Origin of the sequence: Chryseobacterium sp. CBo1 (assembly GCF_001693475.1) — a bacterium.
Lineage (GTDB): Bacteria > Bacteroidota > Bacteroidia > Flavobacteriales > Weeksellaceae > Chryseobacterium > Chryseobacterium formosense.
Map to the genome: position 1 here is coordinate 96,035 of NZ_MAUH01000004.1, position 23,871 is coordinate 119,905.

The window sequence follows — 23,871 nt, forward strand, 5'->3', positions numbered from 1 at the left end:
ATTTTTATTTAAATTCTAGTACTAATATTAATCTAAAATTGCATTAATATTCTGCTTAATATCTACACTGTTATAAAACTGTAAAGATAAGTGGCTCATTTCTTCATATTTTTCATCAATTGCCAATACTATTTTACTAATGTCTTTTCCTATAAAATCTTCAGTAACTTTTCCGCATCTATATCTGTCAAATATAGATTTCATCGCAGGCAGATTGTTACTTATCATCGGAATACCAAACTTGGAGTATTCGAAAATCTTATTAGGAGCACAAAATAAAACATTCAAGACCTGTTCAATTTCACCTTCAGAAGGGAAATAACTTATGAAACCAATATATGCTTTACTGGTAACATGCAAATGGTTCGGTGCTTTTATCAACGGAAAAAACAATACTCGGTTGCTTGCATATTTCTCCTGAAGTTTTGCTTTGTAAGGCGTTTCAGGCCCCATTATTACTATGACAAATTCTTCCGGTAAAAAATTTATACTTTCACAAAACTCATCCAGTCTTCTTTCAGGATAATTAAAACCACCCTGATAAAGAAGAATTTTTTTTCTTTCAATAGAAGTTAGCAAAACATTGATTTTTTCATCAATAGCCGATGGAACATCCATAAATGACTTATTAGGAATGATAACAGTCTGCTTATTATTCAATCCAAATATCGCTTTTACCACCGAATCTCTATTTTCTTCACAATTGATTATTTTATAAGCAGATCTTACACCTGTATAGTAATTGCTGTCTGAACAGAATAATCTGAATTTTGTTGGTACTCTGAACAATGGAACTTCAAAAAAGTATATAATGCTTCTAAAATCTTTGATAATCTCATGTAATAAAAAAACAGACTCATTTCCTAGAAACCAAACTATAGAATTTTTTTCTATGTTAGACAAATATTGTCTCACACGTTTTCTGTAAGTATAAAGTGTGTAGAGTTTAGTGATAGGATTACTATTTATTGAATAAGATATCAACTCTTCATATACCAAGCCTTTATCCAGCAGATATTGAATATTTTCTGGTTTACTACAATAACCTAACAAATGTACTGAATCTCCTCTCTCTAATAGAATGTTAATTAAAGATAAAATCGGTGGATAAACCAGAACATCAAACTGTAAAATCAGATAATGATTGTAAACGTTATTTTCACTCATATAAATTATGATTGATTCTACAAATGTAAAATAAATTGAACAATTTTTTCGCAGGCTTTCCCGTCTCCATAAGGGTTATGCAAAGACGACATTTCATCATGAAGTTCCTTATTTCTTAATAGGCGATTGGTTTCATTAATAATCTTCTCTTTATCTGTTCCTACCAATATTACAGTTCCTGCTTCCACTGCTTCTGGTCTTTCTGTAGTATCTCTCATTACCAAAACCGGCTTTCCTAAACTTGGCGCCTCTTCCTGTACCCCTCCAGAATCGGTAAGAAGTAAATAAGACTGCTGCATAAGCCATACAAAAGCAGGATAAGATAGGGGATCGATTAATTTAATATCTTTAATGTCTGATAATATTTCATTAACCGGTTTCTGCACATTAGGATTTAGATGTACAGGATAGATAATTTGTACATCATTATTTGTAAGAGCTACCTCTTTTAGAGCTTCACAAATATTGATAAATCCCTGTCCGTGGTTTTCGCGACGGTGCCCTGTTACTAAAATTAACTTTTTATCTCTATTTACAATCGTTTTTAAAAATTCAATTTCTTCACTGATGAGAGATTTTACTATTTCAGAACTGTGTAATAATGCATCGATTACTGTATTTCCGGTAATAATAATATTTTCAGATTTAATATTTTCATTAACTAAATTATCGAAAGACTGCTGAGTTGGTGCAAAATGATAATCTGCCAATCTCCCTGTTAATTGTCGATTCATTTCTTCAGGAAATGGTGACCACTTGTTGTTGGTACGCAGCCCGGCTTCTACATGACAAATCTTAGCACCAGAATAAAACGCAGCCAATGCAGCCACTGTAGATGTAGATGTATCGCCATGTACATAGACATAATCTGGGGTAAACTGCTCCAAAACATCTTTCAACTGGGTAATAATATCTGCCGTAAGCGAGTAGAGATTTTGCCCGGGTTTCATTAGGTTTAAGTCATAATCTGGTTTTATCTGGAAAAATTCTAAAACCTGATCCAGCATTTCACGGTGCTGAGCTGTTACACATACTCTGGTTTCGAATTCAGAATATTTCTGAAATTCGTGTACTAAAGGTGCCATTTTTATAGCTTCAGGTCTTGTCCCGAATATGATTAAATTCTTTTTTTTCATAAATATTTTTTTAAAAATCTAACTAGAAACCTCATCCTTTTCATTAAGCATGAAATTCTAAAATTAGTATTATTTAAGTCAGCGGCCGTTAACTCTGTCTGAGATAAGCTTTTTAAAACGACTTGACCTACTGCATCAGTTGAATGATTTTTTATCACATACTCATAGCATAGATCTCCAGTAGCGTAATTATTACCTAATAAAACCGTTGACATAATTTCTTCGAAAGATAAATCCCGTGATAATTTTTTATTATATTTCTCTGCAACATTAAAGTCCTTAGAATCAAATAACCAATTAAATTTATTATCCGTAGGAATTGGGTCATAAGAAAAGTCTAAAATTATTACTGCTTTTCTCATAGTTCCGATTTCTAAAGCGGAAGTACCCATTGCAAAAGCTACATCGAAGTTTTTGTTAATATAATTTTCTAAAATTTCATCAAGCATTGTTCCTAAAAATTTTATTTCAACATTCTTAGGTAAAACTATATTTTCAATTTTATTTTTTTCACTGCCTTCGCCTATAATATGAATAACAAAATTTAAATGCTTATTCTGCGTCGCATATTCTATGGTATGATGTATTACATTAATTAAAGCAGATATTTTATCATTGCTTAGTCTCCCAACCCATCCCAAATTAATGTAGTTTTGTGTTAATGACTTTTTAATGCCTGTACGTTGTTCACAGAAAATAGGCATAAAATCTTCTGGAGCAAGTCGAAATTTAAAAATATCTTTTTGATAATTGAGGTTTGTACCATCCATAAAATACACCCCTTTTTTTACGATAAGTTTTTCTAGATCTTCACCGATCTTCATAAGGGATTTCTTAAAAGGATTATATTTACTGTAACCATTATGGACATCATATAATCCTGAAGGATGAATAGACCATAGTAAAATCTTAAAATCTCCATTCAACATACTGTTAATCTCATATATAGATGATAAAGGAGATATAACGACAGATTTATCGTCTATGTTAATAGTATTTTGTCCTGTATAATATAAATGATTAAATTTTAAATTATTTTTTAGAAGCATATCTGCAACTACACCATTATGAAAATCAATATAATTAACTTCAATGTTATGCTTATCAATAAGATATTTAGCTAGTCTAAAAAACAAAAACTCAGCTCCACCCACTATCCTACTGGGATAAAAAAATGTAATTGAACTAAAATTTAAATATTGCATCCTTTTTAAGCAGTAAGTCTTTAAAATAAATAAATAAAACGATCATATAGCAAAAATAATTTAGTGCAAATGCATACGTTGCACCAACCAAGCCAAAACGCTTCACAAAAAAATAGCTGAAAACTACGTAGGTAAATGAAAAGATAATCTCTGTTATGATATATATTTTCATTTGTGCCTTAGCCAGCATAATGTAAGCCAATAAATATGCAGTAATTTTAAAAAAATCACCTACTAACTGCCATAAAAACAAATCAGTCATTTCATAAAATTGTTCAGAATAAAGTAACCTTATAATAAAAAATCGCAAGAAATATACAATTACTAAACCTACAGCCGTTATTGGTATTATATATTTGTAGCCATATAGGACCTCTTTTCTTATAAGATCGTTTGTCTTTAGTGATGATAGTTTTGGTAAATAATATGTACCAAGCGCTGTTAAAATAATTAGTAAATACGCATCCGAAACTCTCATTATCCCCTGCCAAATACCCGCCTCATCTATGTTTTGAAGATTAATGATGATATTTCTAATAATTATCTGCGAAACAGGTACAGTCAGAGCGCTTACTATTGCCATAAAACTATATTGGAAAAGCTTTTTCCCAATTATTTTATTATAAATTGGTTTAAAATCTCTAACTGTATAAGAAGTTTTTTTGAAAAAAAAATAACAACAAACAAAAAATAGAATTGTCTGAGTCATTATTAATGCATACAGCGCCCCCTCAACCCTAAAGAAATATACCAAACAGCATGTAACGACAAGGGAAATAAAACTTCCTAATGTATTGATTATCGTATAAATATTGATCAGCCCCCTTCCATTTAAAATAGAAATTAGTAAGGTATTTAATGAATAAAAAATAATCGTTAGGCCAAAACAAATAATAATATTGGTATAAATATCAGTATTAAAGATAATTTTTGAAAAAAAACCGGAAAAAGCAACCAAAATAATTAAACATACTACTGAACAAAAAATAGATATATAAAGAGCTGTATTAAAAAGTTTAAAACTCTTAGTATCATTTCCCGCATATTCAGCTGTATACTTTACAATCCCATTATTTATTGCACCATTTCCAAAAGCTAGAATGATCGCAATAAAATTAATAAATGCACCAACTACTGCTACACCAGCAGGACCTATTAAGATTGCAATAACCTTGGTGGATATAAAACCTACCAGAGTTTTTGATAAAGTAATTAATCCAGAATAAACTGCTGTTCTACCTAATTTCATTAAAATCTATTTATCCACTCAATAACAGTGTCAACTTCTTCATCAGTCATTACCGGACTTATCGGTAAACTTAATACTTCGTTATGGATTTTTTCCGTTACAGGGAAAGTCAGCGTATTCATTTCTTTATATGCTCTCTGATTGTGTGGCGGAATAGGATAATGAATTAGGGTCTGCACTCCTTTTTCGGTAAGGTAATTTTGTAATTTTTCTCTTTCCGGAGTTCTGATTACAAATAAATGCCAAACATGCTCTTCCTGATTCTCTGGCAATTGAGGGAGTGTAATATTTTTATTGTTGATTTCTGTAACGTAGCTGTTCGCAATCTCTCTCCTTCTGGCATTCTCAGCATCAATATATTTAAGCTTTACATCTAGAACTGAAGCTTGAATTTCATCTAATCTGGAGTTTAAACCCTGATAAATATTTACATATTTCTGATTAGAGCCATAATTTGCTAACGCACGAATTGTTTTAGCCAACTCATCATCGTTAGTAGTTATTGCGCCTGAGTCACCAATTGCACCTAAGTTTTTACCCGGATAAAAGCTGAAACCAGCTGCATCGCCAAGATTTCCTGATTTTATTCCCTTCAATTCAGCACCAATTGCCTGAGCATTATCTTCTATAATTTTCAGGTGATGTTTCTTTGCAATTTCCTGTAATTGCTCTGAAAAAACAATTCTCCCATACAAATGTACTATCATGATAGCCTTGGTTCTGGAAGTTATTTTTTCTTCTATTTTGGAAATATCAATATTAAAAGTTTCAGGATCTGGCTCTACCAATACAGGCATTAAACCATTATCTGAAATAGCAAGCAGTGAAGCGATGTATGTATTTGCCGGAACAATTATTTCATCTCCCGCCTTCATTACTCCCAGCTCAATATATGACTTTATGATGAGTCTCAATGCATCGAGTCCGTTAGCTACTCCAATAGCATGTTTAGCGCCTATGAACTGAGATAGATTCTGTTCAAATATTTTTACTTCATTTCCAAGCAGATACCATCCGGATCTGAAAGTATTAAGAAGTCTTTCTTCAATTTCCTGCTGATGTGCAAGATTTATTTTCTGTAAATCTAAAAATTTGACCATTTGTATTATTTAAAAATTGTAACTGCGCCCCAGGAATACCCCACACCAAAACCTACAAACATTACTTTATCAAAGTTCCTATCAAAAGATGCTTTAAATGCCAAAGGTATGGATGACGAAACCGTATTACCATAGTTCTCCATATTCAAAAGAAATTTTTCACTTGCAATGCCTATTCTTTTACGCAAAAAATTAAGCATGAAAGTATTCGCCTGATGAAAAACATACAGATCGACTTCTTCCTTCAAAAGATTGTTGAGTTTCAAATTGTCATTTACCAAATCGGGAACATTTTTAGCCGTAAAGTCGAAGATTGCAGAACCGTTCATAAAGAGGTAATTTTCTAAATTTTCAGTCGCAAGATCTTTTTGATTTTTTGTTGCGCCGTTCTTTATGATTAAATTATCGGCGCCCGATCCGTCTGATCCCAGCGTAAATTTGCCTATTTCATATTTTCCTTCTGTAGAAATCAGCGTTGCTGTTGCTGCATCTCCAAAAAGACTTGTGTTGCCTTTATCATCAGGATGAATAGCTTTAGAATACATATCGGCGGTAACCAGAAGTACATTTTTAAAATTACCTGAAGCAACCAGCGAGGATGCCAAAGAAAGTCCGTAAATATATCCGGAACATCCTTGGTTAATATCTATTGCACCACATTGCTTATTAAGTCCCACTTTATTCTGAACGATACAGGCTGTAGTTGGAAGCTGATAATCTGGTGATTGTGTGCATAAAATAAAATAATCAATTTCAGATAAATTAACTTTATGTTCTTCAGCTAAGTTTTGAATAACTTTTACCGCCATATCCGAAACAAACTCATCCGGTTTGGCAATGTATCTCTCTTTAATACCTATCTTTTCGAATATTTTATCGCTATCCCATTCAGGGAAGCGCTGAGCAATATCCTGATTGGTAATTTTTACCGAAGGAACATAAGTAGAGATATACTTTATATAACTTTTCATTGCTGTTTGCTTTGTACAAAATCATATAACTCCTGCACAGAACCAAAACTGTTTAGTTCCTCAGAACTCATTTGTATATTATAATCGTCATCTAACATTACCGTAATCACCATATTGGTTAAAGAATCCCAAAATTCAGCTTTTACAAAATCAGTATCAGCTTCTATAATAAAAGTATCATTTTCGAGCTGCGATTTAAAATTATCTATAAAACTGTTGATATCCATTTGTATAATTATTTAATATTATTAAAAATCTTATTTCTTCTGCTTTCAAAATTTTCCTTTTCTAAAATAAAGTAGTTATTATCTTCAGATTCCCTAACTAGAATTGGATTAAAAAGTTTATGGTATTTTACTACTGAAGTATTTGCCTTATTGACTTCAAATCTTACTTTAGAATATTTAAGTGTTTCAAATACAAATTCTTTCATTATAAGATCTACTTTTATTGAGTTATTTGTATTCTCATATCCCGGTTTAGATACCCAACTTCCTATTTCGCAGATATCGTCCTCAATATTGTAAACTCTGTATGTAGCAAATTTCTCACCTTTCTCGTCTATTGCTATGAAATAATATTCTTTATTTTCTGCTTCTCTTTTTATATATCCCTCGATCCATTTTTTTTGAAGCTCAATATCAGAACCTGTCGAAGAAATAAATCTGCTTTTTTTACTGTCTGTTCTAAGCATGATGATAAATTCAGCATCATCAATATTTACAGATCGTAATTTTATCCCGTATCTTTCTATTTCCATTTTTTTCTGTAATCTAAAAATTTTTCATATTGTCTGATGTAATCATTTTCGGTATATTTCATTGATGCAAGAACAAGACAAATACTTCCACTTGAAAAATCTTTCATCTCACGCCAAATACCTGGCTTTATATGCAATGCCTTATTAGGATGATTAAGGAAGACTTCTTTCTTATTGATTCCATCATCTAAAATAAATGTGAATGATCCACTAGCTGCAATTACATATTGTTGCAAATCATAATGTGCATGACCACCACGTTCGGCACCCATTGGAACATCATATAAATAGTAAATTCTTTGAATATCAAACGAGATGTTTTCACTGTTTTCCAAAGCTATAATATTACCATTATCATTGTGAACGACAGGTAATGTTACTATACTGCAATCATCTATATTATAAAGCACTTTTCAAATTTTTAAACTGTTCAAAATCTCTGATATAGTCATTCTTCTCGTACTTCTTATCTGAAACAATTAATGCTAACGAATTTGTCGAAAAATTTTCAAGCGTTCGCCAATACATTTTAGGTATATATAGACCATGATATGATCTGTTAAGACAAAACCTTTCTTCTTTTTCCCCATCGTGCAACACTACGTCAAAACTTCCTGAAAGCGCAACAATAAATTCCTGTTGCTCTTTAAAAGCGTGGCTTCCTCTCACTTCTCCGCCGGGAACATCGTAGATCCAATAGGTACGTGCTATATCAAATGGCAGTTGATTGGGATATTCAAAAAATGATAAATTACCACGTTTATCTAATATCTTTGGAAGATTAATAATTTGGGGCTTCATATTATAAATTATGTTAGAAGGTTCACACTTATTGATTCAATTATGTTTTAATGTTTAAAGTTATTATAATCTTTTGTCAACTATATTGGTTTCCAAAACTCCTTTAACATCGTAAATAATTCCTTTTTCGTTCATTAATTTTTTAAGATCAATACCTAAAAATTCCTGATGTGCAACGGTCAAAATTACAGCATCAAACTTGCTTGTGAAATTTTCACCTTTCTCTAAATAATTGGATTCTGTATAGCATTTGATATTATACTCATCCATCACTTCATTATGATCTGCCCAAGGATCATAAGTAGTTACTATTGCTCCATATTCTTCTAAATTCGTAATAACATCAATTGCCTTCGAATTTCTGATATCAGGACAATTTTCTTTAAAAGTTATTCCTAAATTTAAGATTTGAGATCCTTTAACTTTTATATCGTTTTGGATCATCAGCTTTACAACTTGTGAAGCCACGAATGCACCCATGGAATCGTTCAGCCTTCTGGCCGCTAAAATAAGTTCCGAATAATAGCCAATATCCTGAGCTTTCTGAGCGAGATAAAAAGGATCTACACCAATACAGTGTCCTCCTACCAATCCTGGTTTAAATTTCAGAAAATTCCATTTTGTTCCGGCTGCCTCTAATACATCATGGGTATCTATATCCATCAATGAAAAAATCTTTGCAAGCTCATTCATAAAAGCGATATTGATATCTCTTTGAGAGTTTTCAATCACTTTTGAAGCTTCTGCTACCTTAATCGTCGGAGCCAGATGAGTTCCTGCCGTTATAACAGATTTATAAAGATGATCTACAATTTTACCAATTTCCGGTGTTGAACCCGATGTTACTTTTAATATTTTATCAACCGTATGTTCTTTATCTCCAGGATTAATTCTTTCAGGAGAGTATCCTACAAAAAAGTCCTCATTGAATTTTAAGCCAGAAACCTTTTCTAAAACAGGAACACATTCTTCTTCCGTAACACCAGGATACACTGTAGATTCGTAAATAACAATATCATTCTTTTTCAGAACTTTAGCAACAGTTTCACTGGATTTGTACAAAGGTGTAAGATCCGGATGATTATGCTTATCTACTGGTGTGGGAACTGTAATTATATAAATATTAGCGTCTTCTATGTCTTTGGCTAAAAAAGAACAGAATAATCCGTTCATATTTTTACTGAAAGAATTCTGACTCAACAAAACAGACTGCAATATATTGTCATCGATTTCTAAAGTAGTATCTTTTCCTTTCTGCAATTCTTCTATCCTCTTCTGATTAATATCAAAACCTACCACCGGATAACGGGTTGCAAAAAGCCTTGCCAAAGGCAAACCTACATATCCTAAACCTATTATTGCAATTTTCTGTTGTTCCATACTAACATGCCTCGAGATACTAATTGATTTTTCTGTTTTATTTTAAGTTTGAATCAACCAATAATCTTTAAAAGTCTATTTTTCTAATATTTTTTTCCACCAAGGCTTATGTGCATCTGCTGAATATCCATAACCATATTTGCCATAACCATAGCCACTATGAATTTTACTGACATCATTAAGTACCAAACCTACATTTTTGATTTTCTTATCTTTTATCTGTTTGCTTATAAAACCAACCAATTCTTTTTCAGTGTAACCAGATCTTGTTACATAAACCGTAACGTCTGCTACGTCTGAAATCAAGAATGAATCTGTTACAAGCATTAAAGGCGCTGTGTCTAGTAAAATATAATCATACATAGGTTTCAGTTTATCTACTAATTCCTGATACCTCCCGTTGGATAGCAATTCTGTCGGATTTGGTGTAATTGCTCCTGAATAAATTACATCACAATAAGGATTAAAAGATGTTGGATGAATAATTTCAGACACTTCCATCTGATCATCATACATAAACTCAGACAATCCGATCAACCCTCTTCTACTTTCATTATATCTCTGCAACTGAGGATTTCTAATGTCTGAACCAATAATAATAACCTTTTTGCGCGGTGTGGCTAAGGTTAAGGCTAAATTTACGGACGTAAAAGTTTTCCCTTCTCCTTTTACCGTAGATGTTACAAAAATCACATTGCCTTTTTTATTTTTAGGCAACATAAAATTAATATTTGTGATTAATATTCTGAAAGCTTCTGCCAAGGGTGACAAGTCATTCAGCTGTACGATTTCAGGATCTCCTTTTTCTAAAGAAGGTAATTCTCCGATTACTGTAGCTCCATTAGCCAGTTTTTCTAATTCCTGCTTGGTTTTAACTTTATTATTGAATAATTCTAATAAATAAATAATCCCAAATGGAATCAATAATCCGATAATAAAAGCAACTAAATAAATAATCATCCTTTTAGGAGATACCGGAACAGGATTTACCAGAGCATCATCAACGATTCTTGCTTTCGGTGCTGCAATTGCCAATGAAATGGCCGCTTCTTCTCTTTTTTGCAGAAGAAGAAGATAAAGCTGTTCTTTAATATTCTGCTGTCTTTCAATACTACGGAACATTTTCTCCTGAACAGGAATTTTTGAAATCTTACCTGACAATCTATTAAGTTCTCCCGAAATGGTATTTCTTGAAATTTGTAGCCCTGATCTACTTTTTTGAAGACTTTGCAGTACTGCACTTCTCATACTGCTTATCTGTTTTGTTGCATCCTGAACAACAGGATTTGCTGTTGTAGAGTTTTCAAGCAAACGGTTTCTTTCAATTACGAGTTGGTTATACGCCGAAATATCAGAAGTAATATTTGAATCGGTCAAACCAACATTCAACGGAAGTACCTGATAATTTCCTTGTCTGTTTAAGTCACTAATCAAACCATTCACCAATTCAAGCTGTGATTCTACTTCTAGTTGGCTTTGACGGTTTTTCATTGCTGTCTCCAGAGAAAGTTCTGCCTCTGTTTGAATATCGGCAATATTATTTTTTACTTTAAAATCTTCTTTTTGATTTTCAACGGTTCCTAACTCTTTCCCGATAAGGTTTATTCTCTCATCAATAAAACTTGCCGTTTTCTGAGCTTCAGAATTTTTATCAAGAACAGCTTCTTTATTATAATTAATAGCCAAAGCATTCAGAATATCTTCTGCTTTATCAGCAACCGGATCGGTAATTGAAATTTTTAAAACAGTAGCCTCCTTCTGAACTAAACTTACATTTAATTTACTTAAATAATATCTTGCTCTGTTCATCCCTGACATGAACTGAAGTCTGAATTCTTTTACTGATTTATCGCTTGGAGAAGGATTATATTTTTCATTTTTTTGGAATATAATTACACCAAAAGGCATACTTACTGATTTATTAAATTCAGCAACAATATCTTTTTTAAAATCTTCTGATTCAATGATAATCTTATTGCCTTCAATTTTGGCTATTACATTCTTACCAGGGTATCTCGCTTTTTTCTTTTCGCTGATAACACGAACAATAAATGGTGCACTTTCTTTATAAAGCTCTGTTTCTTTTATTTTCCCTTTTGCATACACACTAGTTTCAAGAGATTTTTCTCTCACCACAGAGAGCATCAGCTTTTTAGATTTAAGAATTTCAATTTCGTTATCAACAGAACTGGTTCCCATACCGCCGATTCCTCCTAGTTCAGAAATAACTGACATTTCAGGTTGTCCGGAAGTTGATTTTTTAACCTCTTTAATCAATAATGTTGATTCTGCACTATAGATGGGTACACTGTAACGTAAAAAAAACCACGCTAAAATAACCGCTATTATCGAGCCCACGATGAACCAATACCATCTATAAATATATGGTCGGATAATCTCTCTGATATTGAGTGTTTCTTCCTGAAACTCTTCCTGGTTTTGATTATAATCCACTATAAAAAATAACTTTCGTAAATAAATTTCTTAATTTTTAACTAATGCCAAAACCCCGATTACCAAAGAGGCAAGAACTGATGCTACAGAAATATACAAACCCGTATTCGGATCTACTCTTGCAGCTTTTTCTCTATTGGAATTTGGCTGTACATAAATAACGTCATTTTGCTTTAAATAATAATAAGGTGAATTGATAAATTGTGCACTTGTAAGATCGATACGGTTCTGTGTAATAACACCATCAACAGTTCTAACAATTAAGACATTTTGTCTAACTCCAAATGGAGTAAGGTCACCTGCTAATCCAAGTGCTCCCAATACTGTAGTAGTACCATCCGGAATAACATAGGTTCCTGGTTTTGCAACTTCACCAACTACAGAAACTCTGAAATTGATCAATTTGGCATCTACAACAGGTTCTTTTACGTATTGGCTAATCAATCCAGCAAGTTTTACTCTAAAACTCTCTACATTTTCACCGTGAACACTTACTTTTCCGATTTGTGGGAAAACGATATTATAATCTGTATCTACACTATATGTAGGTCCTGAAACGGGAATCTGTTGTGGAAGACTATTTGAACTAGGATTAGAATATTGTGTGGTTGTTGCACTAGAAGAATATGCCTGATTAAAAGGTTTTACCACATCCAAATCTTTTGCCGTTACCATAATAATCAATTGGTCTCCGGGTTGTAAAGTACTACGGCTGTTTTTAATGGAATTATCTAAGGCGATGCTTTCAATATCCTTCATATAATTAATCTCCTGTCTTGGAGCACATGAAAAGATTGCTAAACTTAAAAAACCGTAAACAAAATATTTTTTTAAAATCATTTCTGATAAATTTTTCACAAAAATAGGATTATTATTCTTTAAACAAAATTTGCTTGTTTATTAAAATGTTAATTCACCTTTTTATAAATTAACAAGTTTTAGTTAAAAACTAATTGTCAATAACAATATTCGCCGGAGCAACTTCTTTTTTATCTAAAATTTCAAACTCTGAGTTGTTGCTTATAAATTCCGGGACAATATCTTTCAAAAGCTTTACCACTTGCAATTTATCTCTCTTAACAGCAGATTTAACGATCTGCTTACATAAGACTTCAATTTCATCAAATCCTAATGAAGGATCTTTAGAGATCATTATTTTTTCATTGTGGGTAGGAACTGTTGTTGCATTGTTACTCAAGAGTTCTTCGTATAATTTTTCTCCGGGTCTTAATCCGATAAATTTAATTTCAATATCTATATCGGGAGTATAGCCGGATAATTTGATCATTCTTCTCGCCAAATCTAAGATTTTCACAGGCTCCCCCATATCAAAAACATAGATTTCTCCACCCTGTCCCATGGTTCCTGCCTGAAGTACCAGTTCGCAAGCTTCCGGAATTGTCATAAAATAACGGATAATATCTGGATGCGTAATCGTAACAGGACCTCCTTTTTCAATTTGTTTTCTGAAATGTGGAATTACTGATCCATTAGAGCCTAGAACATTCCCAAAACGGGTTGTAATGAATTTCGTCATGTTTCCTTCAGAATTCTGCAATGACTGTACGAAAAGTTCTGCCGTTCTTTTGGATGCCCCCATCACATTAGTAGGGTTCACCGCCTTATCTGTAGAAACCATTACAAAACGGTTTACCTTGTATTTTTTTGATAATGAAGCTAAATTTTTGGTTCCCAAGACATTTACAAAAATTGCTTCATGTGGGTTTTCTTCAATCAACGGAACATGCTTGTATGCTGCTGCATGATACACCATTGAGAACTGATAAGTTTCAAAAATTTTCTCCAGTCTGTAACTATTTGAAATATCAGCCAAAACAAATTTAAACTTTTGTTCTGGAAATTTTTCAATAAGCTCCAATTCCAATTCATATAAAGGAGATTCTGCCTGATCAAGAACAACGATAAGTGATGGATTGAACTGCGAAACCTGTCTAACAATTTCACTTCCAATAGACCCTGCTCCACCCGTAACCAATACATTTTTTTCAAAATGCCTTCTTCTTACCTCTTCATTTTCGATTTTAATCGGTCTTCTATTCAGTAAATCTTCAATCTGCAATTGGCGAATTCCACCAACGAGATCAGAATCACGCATTTTACTGAGAGTAGGTGCTTTCAAAACTTTTAACCCATTGTCTAATGCAAGGGTCATCCATTCTTCCAATTCGTGCTTGGTCATAATTTCTTTAATAATTAAAACTGCATCAAACCGGCTTACTAAGTTTTTATTACTGAAAAAGTGGTCAATATTATAAATTTTATGCCCCAAAAGAACAGCTTTATGCGAATCGGATCTTTTTGTAAGAAACCCCGATAAACGATAAGGATAATTTGGATTATGTAAAATTGCTCTAGCCAGAGATACAGAAGCATCACCTACTCCCACTACAGCAACTCTTACTTTGGAAGATGACCCCTTATAATCTATCAAGATATTAAAGAACTGTTTGGTAACCATTCTGAAAAAAAACATGATGGAAACCGAAATAAAGAAGTAAAGAAATAAATTAGGATACAGATACAAAGGGTTCTGAAGCCAAAATTCCGTTCCCACATTGATCAACAAAAGAGTGCACAAAGTACATCCCGAAGACAGGATGATTTTAAACAAGTCAAAAAAGGTAGAGTGCCTGATAATTCCTGCATATGTTTTAAAAACAAACATAAACAGTACATTTACAGCAATCAATAAAAGCTTTTGTTCAAATAAATACTGCGGAAAGTTGACACTTACATGAAGTTTCTCGAGAAAAAAATAAGAAAGAAGAATTGAGAATAATACAATAGAAACATCTATCAAAATTACAATCCATCTTGGTATATATCTTAGCTCTGTGAGTTTCACAATATTATCCCCATTATACAAGGCAGCAAAAGCATCATTAAGCTTTTTCATTCAACATTTCGGTGTTTCAATTATTTTTGGCAAATATAATCATATTATTTCTATAAAAAAATTAGTAATGGAGATATTTTATTTTAAACAAAATTATATATTTTAAAATTAACACAAATCACAAATTAATGTAAAAAAAATTCAATAAAAAACATAAATGAATAAAAATTTTACAAAACAAAGTCTTCTGTTATACAATTTATTAATTATGAGTAATATAAAAAAGACTTCCGAAAATTTGTTTCGGAAGTCTATATAGATTAATTGATTTTTGACGATTATTCTGCAGACAATTTCTTTCTTTTTGCATAGGCAAAAGTAAAGATCACAGCAACCACAATTAGAGCCAGAATATAATCATCAATTGGAACCAACTTTGGATCTCCCGGTCCAGCCGGATTTTCACCATCTGCCATTGTAGACATTTCTGGTTCGTCATAAACATAAGGATTATCTGATTGCCCAAATGCAATGCTAGAAATAATCAATAAAAATCCTGTTACTATATTTTTCATCATCTTCTTATTTAATTATTTTTTGAGTATATTCTTTACCTTCAGAAATTGCCTTTAGAATATAAAGACCTTTAGCCTGAACTTTTACAGTTACCGATTTTGAATTAGAAGTTACTTGCTGAACTTTTCTTCCTGCTGCATCAAAAACTTCAACAGACTGAATGTTTTTATTATTTCTCACCACAAAATCTTCACCGTCTCTGTATACTTCAAAAGTTCCTTTTTCTGTTTCGTTGGTAGATAATACATTTAATTTATATACGATCTCAAATCTGTTTGTGAAATCTCCTGCATTAGCTGAGAAGTTGTATGCTCCAGACTGTAGGTTTGTATAAGTTGCCGTTTGTTTATCATGTAGATAAATATCCTGACCATTTGCAAACAGACCTTCTTTATGAGATAAAGAAATAATAAAGTTTCCGTTTTCGAAATGTTTGTTTCCTAACTGAACAACATCATCATTATTGAAAGATGATCTACCCTGGATCACTAATTTCTCAGCACCAGCTAAACTATAGAATGCATCAGAACCCATACCCATAGCTTTAGAATCATATACATCATAAGCATCTGAAGCACCTTGACTGTATGTGATTGCCTGAGTAACTGTATTTCCGTAAGAAGTCGTTAATTTAATCCAGAATTTACCTGAACTTGCATTTTTGTTTAATGTACCTCCAACACTTGAAGAACGCATTGCGTTTGTAAACGAAACATTTCCGGCATCAAGCGCTTTTACAATAAAGCCCTGCCCCACTTTTGCAATATTTCCTGTTGCATTAAGAACAGTATTATTATAAGTCTGTGTTCCCGGTGCTTCTACCCATGTGTTGCCAGCAGGATCCGCAGCATTCACCGTAGCATAACCTACATTAACCGAAGTATTACCTGTTTGTGTAGTAACATTCCCTGTTGTGTTGTCCCAAAACCAGAATGTTGAATTTAATAAAGATTGGTTTGCAGAATAGAAGGCATTCAAATCGATATTAGAAGGATACGGATTTCCAATTAAATTAAAATTGTTGATACCTCCAGATGTTCCTGCTAATGCTACATTCACGGTACCATTGTTCGGAATTTGAGAACCTCCTCCAAAAGCTACAGTTGCGTTACTTGCAGGTACTTTTACAGAATATCCTTTCCCTGCATTATTGGTAAAGTTTGCATTATCATTTGTAACGTTAGGATAAAGATTTGTTGCTGTATCGTAAGTCATAACGTATGTTGGTGCAATAGCAGCAGAACCATTTACATATGCTGTATACAGATTCTGGTTTGCAACCGGTGATGACCAGAATACATATTTTCCTCCAACACTTGCACTGTTTCTGTTTGTTATAAAAGAAGCTCCTGTTCCAGATGTATAAACACCGCCAGTTGTCTGAACAAAATTACCTCCGTCATTTACAATAATGTTACCGTTGTTCGTTACATTTCCTGCGGTAACGGTTTCGTTATTATTGATTGTAAGAGTATAGGTTGGATCAATTGTTAGATTCTGCGCAACAAAACCACTTCCAGAATAATTACTTGAAATAATCGCATCAACTGTTGCTGAAGGAGTACCGTTTGACCATGTCGTACCGTTCCATGTTGTACCCGCTATAACTGGAGCATTAATCGAAAGATTGCTAACTCTCCACATTGCCCAACCTCCTGTACTGGCATCTTCGTAAATAAATGCTATATGAACATTTCCAGCTGCAGGTACAACAAAATTGTTTAGACTTCCAGTAGAAATTGCTGTTCCAGAAGCTTCTGCAATTGTTGTAAGATTAGTCCAAGTAGCTGCAGTTGGATCACCATAACCTGCATAATTTGTAGAATATACTACTTTTAGGTCATCACCTTCATATTGAGAAGCATAGCTGAAAGATAAAAGTGAATTTGCCTGTGCACCTGTAAATTTCGGAGAAATTAGCCACGCTTTTGTAGTTCCTTCTTGATACCCATTACTTTCCGCGCCATTTGCAGCTGTTATCCAACCTACATACCCCGCATTACCTGATTCCTTATAATTTACCCAATCTCCTAGTGTATTAGTAAATGTTTGAGTGTAAGGAATTGTTGCTACAGCAGGATTTGTAATTGTAATTTGTTTCGTAGTGACAGTACTTGCAGTCAATGGGGCTGCTACTGCAATTGCTTTAATCTCGGATGTTACACTTATCTGGAATGGAGCATTATATTGCGTAGAAGAGGTAGTAGGCGTTGTACCATCCGTTGTGTAATAAATTAAAGCTCCTGAACTTGCACTTGATAAAGTAATACTTGCCGTATTCCAATAAGTATCAATACCATTTGAAGTCCCTGTTGCAACAATACTTGGATTAGCAGTTTGAGTTACTGCTCCTTCATAGAATTCAAAATAAGGCGCTCTAAATGTTCCAGCACTTGTTGAATAAAAAACAAATGCATATTGAGCATTAGCAATCGCTGAAGTTGGTGTAAAAGTCTGCTCAACTGCCCCCGGACTAGACACAGAACCTAAAATATTATATGTTACACCTCCATCCGTTGTATATAAACACCAAAGTGTTGCTGGAACAGTTCCACCAGTAGCACTTGCTTTAACTTTTATAGAACCTACATTGTTGATCGCATTTGCTCCCACCAATGCATAATAACCAGATGCGGAAGCCTGAATACCTAATGCTGAGGCAATTGCTGTACCTCTATTGTTGACACCAGCATTAAGCTTTGCTAAGTTGTTGTAGTTTGTAGCATTGTTAGTACCTAACCAAACAATACTGCTCGATTGGCAAGATGCAGCATTTGCATACCATGTCACTCCACTTACTGTTCCCGATTTTGCACCATAGGTGTTTGCGGTTCCAAAAGCAGAACTCTGATTAGCCAAATCTAAGTTATAAATCAGATTTTGCCCCCATCCCCAGACCGAGAACAGAGCCATCAAAAACGCAAAAATCGTCCTTGATTTACTTTGTAATTTTAAATTCATATAAATTATTTTTTTCGTCTGACAAATCTAAATAATATTAATGAACGTTAAAATTATGTATTTGTTAATTTTCAATTACTTGCAAAATAGAGTCATATTCAAAGCCTTTATTTAGAAGATATTTAATAGTCTTTGATTTTTTTTGATAATTTTGTAATCCTTTTAATTTACTCTCGTAATTTCCGTAGATCTTGGTCATTATGTTTAAATAATCATTTTCATCAATTTCATCAAAACAGGTAGAGATTAGTTTTTCGGTGATGCCTTTCTGTTTTAAATTAATCTTAATTTTGGTTTTTCCCCAATTTTTAATATAAAATTTTCCGCGGATGTAGCTTCGGGTAAAACGCTCCTCATTCAGATAATTTTCCTTCATTAAATACAAAAGGATTTCTTCTTTCGCTTCAGGAATCAAAACAAATTCACGCATCTTTTGCTCCACTTCTGCATGACAGCGATCCTGATACACACAATAGTTGACCAGTTTCTGTTTTATTTCTTCAAATGTGAACAATTTTTTATCGGAATTCATTTTTTTGGTTGATGATTGATGGTTGATGGTTGATGGTTGATGGTACAAAATTACAATTTGCAAAAAAGAGGCACAAAACACTTTGCACCTCTTTTGATTTATTTTTTAAAAAGCTAAAAGCAAATTGCCAACAGCTAAAAACTTATTAATAATTAAATAAAGCCTTACCTTCCATTAAAGAGTTTACTTTTTTTCTAACGTCAGCAATTACTTCTTCATTTTTGATATTATCAACTACTTCAGAAATTAATCCTGCGATGGTTTCCATATCATTTTCTTTAAGACCTCTTGTTGTGATTGCTGCAGTTCCCAGTCTGATACCAGAAGTAGTGAACGGAGATTTGTCATCAAAAGGAACCATATTTTTATTACAAGTAATATCTGCTTTTACCAAAGCTTTTTCAGTTTCTTTTCCGTTTACGCCTTTATTTCTAAGATCTACCAACATTAAGTGATTGTCTGTTCCGCCGCTCACAATATCAAATCCGTTGCTAATCATCGCTTTAGATAAAGCCTGAGCATTAGATTTAACCTGCTTTGCATACGTTAAGAATTGGTCATCGATTGCTTCTGCAAATGCAACTGCTTTACCTGCAATAACGTGCTCTAACGGACCACCCTGAATTCCCGGAAAAACGGCACCATCCAAAACCTGGCTCATCATTTTGATTTCTCCTTTCGGCGTTTTGTGACCATACGTATTTTCAAAATCTTTCCCCATCATGATCATACCTCCTCTAGGACCTCTCAGAGTCTTGTGGGTAGTTGTTGTTACAACGTGGCAATGTTCGAACGGAGAATTTAATAATCCTTTAGCCACCAAACCTGCAGGGTGCGCAATATCTGCCCAAAGAGTCGCTCCGATTTCGTCTGCCACTTCTCTGAATTTAGCATAATCTAAATCTCTTGAATATGCCGAGAAACCAGCGATCAACATTTTCGGTTTTTCTCTCAAAGCCACTTCTCTCATTTGATCATAATCGATCAAACCTGTTTCCTGCTGTACTCCGTAAGAAACCACATCATACTGAATTCCGGAAAAGTTCACTGCAGAACCGTGAGTAAGGTGACCTCCCATCGAAAGATCCATCCCCATAATTTTATCTCCGGGCTTCAAAACCGCCAAATAAATTGCAGCATTTGCCTGAGAACCAGAATGCGGCTGAACATTTACATAATCAACGCCAAAAAGCTGTTTTGCTCTTTCGATCGCCAAAGTTTCAACCTCATCTACCACTTCACAACCTCCGTAATATCTTTTTCCCGGATATCCCTCTGCATATTTGTTGGTCAACACACTTCCCATCGCTTTCATCACATTTTCAGAAACAAAATTCTCTGAAGCAATAAGCTCTAATCCGTGAGACTGTCTTTCTCTTTCTTTTTCGATAAGGTCAAAAATAATGTCCATTTACTTATAGATTTTTAAATTTCAAGCCCAAAAATACGGAATTTCCAAAGATTATTTATTATCAATCAGCTTATTAATTTATAATTGATTGATCATCTCATGTTTTAATGCGTATTTATATATTTTTCCTTGATGATCGGATATTTTTAAATACTGAAAAATTCAAAATCGGAATAAATTTTGAACAGTCTAAAACACACTATTTATGAAAAATTTATATTTGCATTATCTTAAAAGAAAAATTGTCTGAATTATGGGAAAGAAAAAATATAAAAAACAATTGCTTAACACTTTAAAATCTTTAGAAAACTCTGAACATTATATCCTTGAGAGCATGACCAACCTTATGCTGTTCGGAGAACTGAAGAAAAACAAAATCGAATTCAAAGACGGAGACACCTTCAGCTTCAAAGACAGTATTTTTGATTACAGCGAAGATAAAAACATTAGAAAACTAGCTAAGCTTCGCAAAAGAATGTTGGTTACTATGAATAAAATCGTTGCAAAAAACAATTTTAAAGATAAAGAAATAAAGTTTTTGAGCTAATTTAAATCTATAACATAAAACAAAAAGTCCCGACATGTCGGGACTTTTTAATTATTATGAGACGAAGTTATTTCTTCGCTTTTTCTTTTAGTTCTTCTTTGTCTTTGTCAGAAGGGTTCCAGACTTTCACTTCAGAGTTTTTATCAATTCCTGAACCCGGCAAAATCTGTACGTTGATTCCGTCACTTGCGCCTAATTTAATATTTACTTTTTTAAACTTGCCATCTTTTTGTTTTACCTCAACAAAAGGAACGTCTTTACCATTTTTCTTTTCATACTGAATCAGAGATTCATCCAAAAGCAAAGCATTTTTCTGAGAACTCATTACGATTTCTCCGTTTGCCGAAAATCCGGCTCTGATGTATTCGTTATTTGGATTGTTTACATCACCTTCAACCGGGAATTTTATTGTTCCGTTGGTGTCTTTTCCTTTGGGTGCGATCATCGTCAGTTTACCCGGGAAAGATTTGTTCTGCAAAGCACCGATCACAATGTTCATGTCCATTCCCTGCTTCAGTTTTCCGGCTTGTGCTTCATCAATTTCACCCTGGAAAATCAATGAACTTAAATCTGCGATTGAACAAATCGTTGTTCCTGCATTGAATGAGTTGGCTTCAATTACCTGACTTCCTACTTTTACCGGAACTTCAAGAACGGTTCCTGATGCTTTTGAACGGATTTGAGTAGTTGCTAAACCTTGTAACTCAGGAATCGCACCTGTTTTAGCAATCTGCAATGATTTTTGGGCAGTTACCAACTGTTGATTTGCGTTTTTCAAAGTTTGTTGTTGGGTGTACAATTGCTGTTGAGCCGTAAGATATTCCTGTTTTGAAATCACACCCTGCTTGAATAATTTTTCAGACATCGCAAACTGGGTCTGCATATTCGAAACATTGGCTTTTGCATTATTAATTTGAAGCTGTGCGTTCTGAACATTCTGCTGTGCATTGTTTACTTCAGCGATATTAGGAACGATTCTCACAGTGGCAATCAGTTGCCCTGCCTCTACTTTATCACCTTCATCGACCAAAATTTTATCGATAATACCTGCAATATTGGGCTTAATTTCGATTTCTTCTTTGGGAACAATTTTTCCTGTTGCCATCACCTTATCTTCCATATTCTGAATGGTCGGTTTTCTGGTCAGGAACGCTTCATTTTGTTTAGAATTAGATTTAATCACATATCCGATTCCTGAAATCAGAGCAACCGCAAATACGATCCCTAAAAGGATATAAATGGCTTTTTTCAGGGTGAATTTCTTTTTCATATGTAAATTTTTATTTTTTTAATTTCCATATGTAATCTTGTAGGATTTCATATGTATCGTTTATTTTAATATTGAATGAGTTTATTTTTGTCTATTTTCTTGTGTTTTGAAAGCTTTTCCATTGCGGCTTTCAGATCTTCTTTTTTAGATATGAAAAGCAATACAATCATCCTTCCTTTTGAATCGAGAAAACTGATGTTCTGCACCGACTGGTCATATTTAATATTTTTAATCTCAGGAAAAACGGTTTTCAATTCTTCCAGATATTCTTTCTGCTGTTTATCTAAAATGATGATAAAAGATGAACTGTCTTCCAAAAGCTTCGGGCTCTGCGAAATATTTTTCATCGGGCTGCTTACTCCGACATTATTGGCATTAAAATAATCAAAGAAATTATCGAAAATATAATTGCCATCGATATCATCCGTGAAAATATTAATGGTATTAAAATTCTGATCATATTCATAAATAGCATCCGGAAAGGTTTCTCCAAATACTTTCACAGCATGATTTATAAATTCTTTATCGATAGACCTATTGCTTTCCAGATATTTTTCCGTCATCGGATAAATTGCTTTTGCAAAAAGATCAATGGTCGTATTATTATACCATTCACCCTGATCCAAAACTCCTTTTTTCAACATCTTCCATGCATATCCGTTTCCTAAAGCCGTTGCCATCGCTTCGTTAAAATAAGAATAGGCTAGCTTTGAATATTTAGACGGGTTTTCATTAAAATATTTCTCCTGCTCAAACTGAACGTTGCGACTTTGCTCATGATACAGAATATGACACATTTCGTGCATCGTAACACTCAAAGTTCCTTCCGTATCTTTGGCATCCGTAAGCGTTCCTATACACAAAGCATTCGCATGAGGTGTAGAAACTGTACTTCCGCTTTTTCCCGGAATTGGATACAGCGTTACATAAAACGGAATCTGCTGATCCCATGAAGATTTATAAAATTTATTAAACTTTATAAACAGTTGAGAGCTCATCTCTCTGTATTTTTTAAGATCGGAGATCTGGTTTTTTATTTTCAATTCGCCATCATTCCAGACATATTTCCTGAAGTATGGCTGTGCATTTTTAAGGATATCCAGCATTTTTACCTGCTCATTTACAGGAAGTATTCCGGTTATCCTTTCGTTAAAATCTTTCAAATCTTTAGACTTTAAAGACTGCGCCACTAATAATGTAAGATAACTTTTTCTGTAATTTCTTCCTTTCGGATAATCCTGTCTTACGATTCCTTCATTAAAATCAATCGATTTAAAATCATTGGCAAGCTTCTGAAATTCTTGATCTCCTGATAATTTTGATTCAATATATTGTCTGTAATTTGATGAAGTTCCCTGCTTTTTGGAAGCCGTTTCCATGAAATTGAACAGACTGTAAACTTCGCTTTCTTTAAACACAAAAAAATCGTTCTGCTGTGCTTTAGCCATACCAAAGCATAAAATAATCAGAAATAAAGAGAATCTTTTCATCATC

The 23,871-nt window shown here is 33.4% G+C and carries 21 protein-coding genes; 1 reads left to right on the top strand and 20 read right to left on the bottom strand.

Annotation, left to right across the window (positions count from 1 at the left end; genetic code table 11):
* Positions 1–27 precede the first annotated feature (27 nt).
* From BA768_RS04390 to glyA, 18 genes are all read right to left on the bottom strand, one after another.
* Positions 28–1,167 (bottom strand): hypothetical protein, encoded by a 1,140-nt coding sequence (locus BA768_RS04390; protein WP_065719853.1) that lies wholly within the window; start codon positions 1,165–1,167, stop codon positions 28–30.
* A gap of 17 nt (positions 1,168–1,184) precedes the next feature.
* Positions 1,185–2,303 (bottom strand): non-hydrolyzing UDP-N-acetylglucosamine 2-epimerase, encoded by a 1,119-nt coding sequence (gene wecB / locus BA768_RS04395; protein WP_065719854.1) that lies wholly within the window; start codon positions 2,301–2,303, stop codon positions 1,185–1,187.
* Positions 2,300–3,508, bottom strand: coding sequence for a hypothetical protein (locus BA768_RS04400; protein ID WP_065719855.1), 1,209 nt, complete (start codon positions 3,506–3,508; stop codon positions 2,300–2,302). The genes wecB and BA768_RS04400 overlap by 4 nt, the downstream gene beginning before the upstream one ends.
* Positions 3,489–4,757, bottom strand: a complete 1,269-nt coding sequence (locus BA768_RS04405; RefSeq protein ID WP_065719856.1) for an O-antigen translocase — start codon at positions 4,755–4,757, stop codon at positions 3,489–3,491. The genes BA768_RS04400 and BA768_RS04405 overlap by 20 nt, the downstream gene beginning before the upstream one ends.
* Positions 4,757–5,857, bottom strand: coding sequence for a DegT/DnrJ/EryC1/StrS family aminotransferase (locus BA768_RS04410; RefSeq protein ID WP_065719857.1), 1,101 nt, complete (start codon positions 5,855–5,857; stop codon positions 4,757–4,759). Before BA768_RS04410 ends, BA768_RS04405 begins: the two co-directional genes overlap by 1 nt.
* 5 nt (positions 5,858–5,862) lie before the next feature.
* Positions 5,863–6,828, bottom strand: a complete 966-nt coding sequence (locus tag BA768_RS04415) for a ketoacyl-ACP synthase III (protein WP_065719858.1) — start codon at positions 6,826–6,828, stop codon at positions 5,863–5,865.
* The gene (locus BA768_RS04420) at positions 6,825–7,055 is read right to left on the bottom strand and encodes an acyl carrier protein (protein WP_065719859.1); all 231 of its coding nucleotides are present in this window, start codon (positions 7,053–7,055) and stop codon (positions 6,825–6,827) included. The genes BA768_RS04415 and BA768_RS04420 overlap by 4 nt, the downstream gene beginning before the upstream one ends.
* A gap of 8 nt (positions 7,056–7,063) precedes the next feature.
* A complete protein-coding gene (locus BA768_RS04425; protein ID WP_065719860.1) occupies positions 7,064–7,588 on the bottom strand; it encodes a GNAT family N-acetyltransferase in 525 nt (174 codons plus the stop codon).
* A complete protein-coding gene (locus BA768_RS04430) occupies positions 7,579–7,998 on the bottom strand; it encodes a sugar 3,4-ketoisomerase (RefSeq protein ID WP_065719861.1) in 420 nt (139 codons plus the stop codon). The genes BA768_RS04425 and BA768_RS04430 overlap by 10 nt, the downstream gene beginning before the upstream one ends.
* Positions 7,988–8,389: a sugar 3,4-ketoisomerase gene (locus BA768_RS04435; protein WP_065719862.1), complete on the bottom strand. Its 402-nt coding sequence runs from the start codon at positions 8,387–8,389 to the stop codon at positions 7,988–7,990. The genes BA768_RS04430 and BA768_RS04435 overlap by 11 nt, the downstream gene beginning before the upstream one ends.
* Positions 8,390–8,452: 63 nt before the next feature.
* Entirely contained in the window at positions 8,453–9,769 is a 1,317-nt protein-coding gene (locus tag BA768_RS04440) for a nucleotide sugar dehydrogenase (RefSeq protein ID WP_065719863.1), read from the bottom strand.
* 75 nt (positions 9,770–9,844) lie between these two features.
* Positions 9,845–12,223, bottom strand: a complete 2,379-nt coding sequence (locus BA768_RS04445; RefSeq protein ID WP_065719864.1) for a GumC family protein — start codon at positions 12,221–12,223, stop codon at positions 9,845–9,847.
* 30 nt (positions 12,224–12,253) lie between these two features.
* Positions 12,254–13,063 (bottom strand): polysaccharide biosynthesis/export family protein, encoded by an 810-nt coding sequence (locus tag BA768_RS04450; protein ID WP_065719865.1) that lies wholly within the window; start codon positions 13,061–13,063, stop codon positions 12,254–12,256.
* 109 nt (positions 13,064–13,172) lie between these two features.
* Positions 13,173–15,140: a polysaccharide biosynthesis protein gene (locus BA768_RS04455; RefSeq protein WP_065719866.1), complete on the bottom strand. Its 1,968-nt coding sequence runs from the start codon at positions 15,138–15,140 to the stop codon at positions 13,173–13,175.
* 278 nt (positions 15,141–15,418) lie between these two features.
* On the bottom strand, positions 15,419–15,655 hold the full coding sequence (locus BA768_RS04460) for a hypothetical protein (RefSeq protein ID WP_065719867.1): 237 nt from the start codon (positions 15,653–15,655) through the stop codon (positions 15,419–15,421).
* Between the two features lie 7 nt (positions 15,656–15,662).
* Positions 15,663–18,617: an FN3 associated domain-containing protein gene (locus tag BA768_RS04465; protein WP_065719868.1), complete on the bottom strand. Its 2,955-nt coding sequence runs from the start codon at positions 18,615–18,617 to the stop codon at positions 15,663–15,665.
* Between the two features lie 64 nt (positions 18,618–18,681).
* Complete coding sequence (locus BA768_RS04470; RefSeq protein WP_065719885.1) at positions 18,682–19,149, bottom strand: regulatory protein RecX; 468 nt, start codon at positions 19,147–19,149, stop codon at positions 18,682–18,684.
* Positions 19,150–19,294: 145 nt separating this feature from the next.
* A complete protein-coding gene (gene glyA / locus BA768_RS04475; protein ID WP_034674491.1) occupies positions 19,295–20,560 on the bottom strand; it encodes a serine hydroxymethyltransferase in 1,266 nt (421 codons plus the stop codon).
* A 253-nt stretch (positions 20,561–20,813) separates the two neighbouring features.
* Between glyA and BA768_RS04480 the strand changes: the two genes are divergently transcribed.
* A complete protein-coding gene (locus tag BA768_RS04480; protein WP_034674484.1) occupies positions 20,814–21,107 on the top strand; it encodes a hypothetical protein in 294 nt (97 codons plus the stop codon).
* A gap of 67 nt (positions 21,108–21,174) precedes the next feature.
* Here BA768_RS04480 and BA768_RS04485 read toward each other — a convergent pair whose 3' ends face one another.
* Together BA768_RS04485 and BA768_RS04490 are read right to left on the bottom strand one after the other, a co-directional pair.
* Positions 21,175–22,377 (bottom strand): efflux RND transporter periplasmic adaptor subunit, encoded by a 1,203-nt coding sequence (locus tag BA768_RS04485; protein WP_065719869.1) that lies wholly within the window; start codon positions 22,375–22,377, stop codon positions 21,175–21,177.
* Positions 22,378–22,442: 65 nt separating this feature from the next.
* Complete coding sequence (locus BA768_RS04490; RefSeq protein ID WP_065719870.1) at positions 22,443–23,870, bottom strand: hypothetical protein; 1,428 nt, start codon at positions 23,868–23,870, stop codon at positions 22,443–22,445.
* Between the last annotated feature and the right edge of the window lies 1 nt (position 23,871).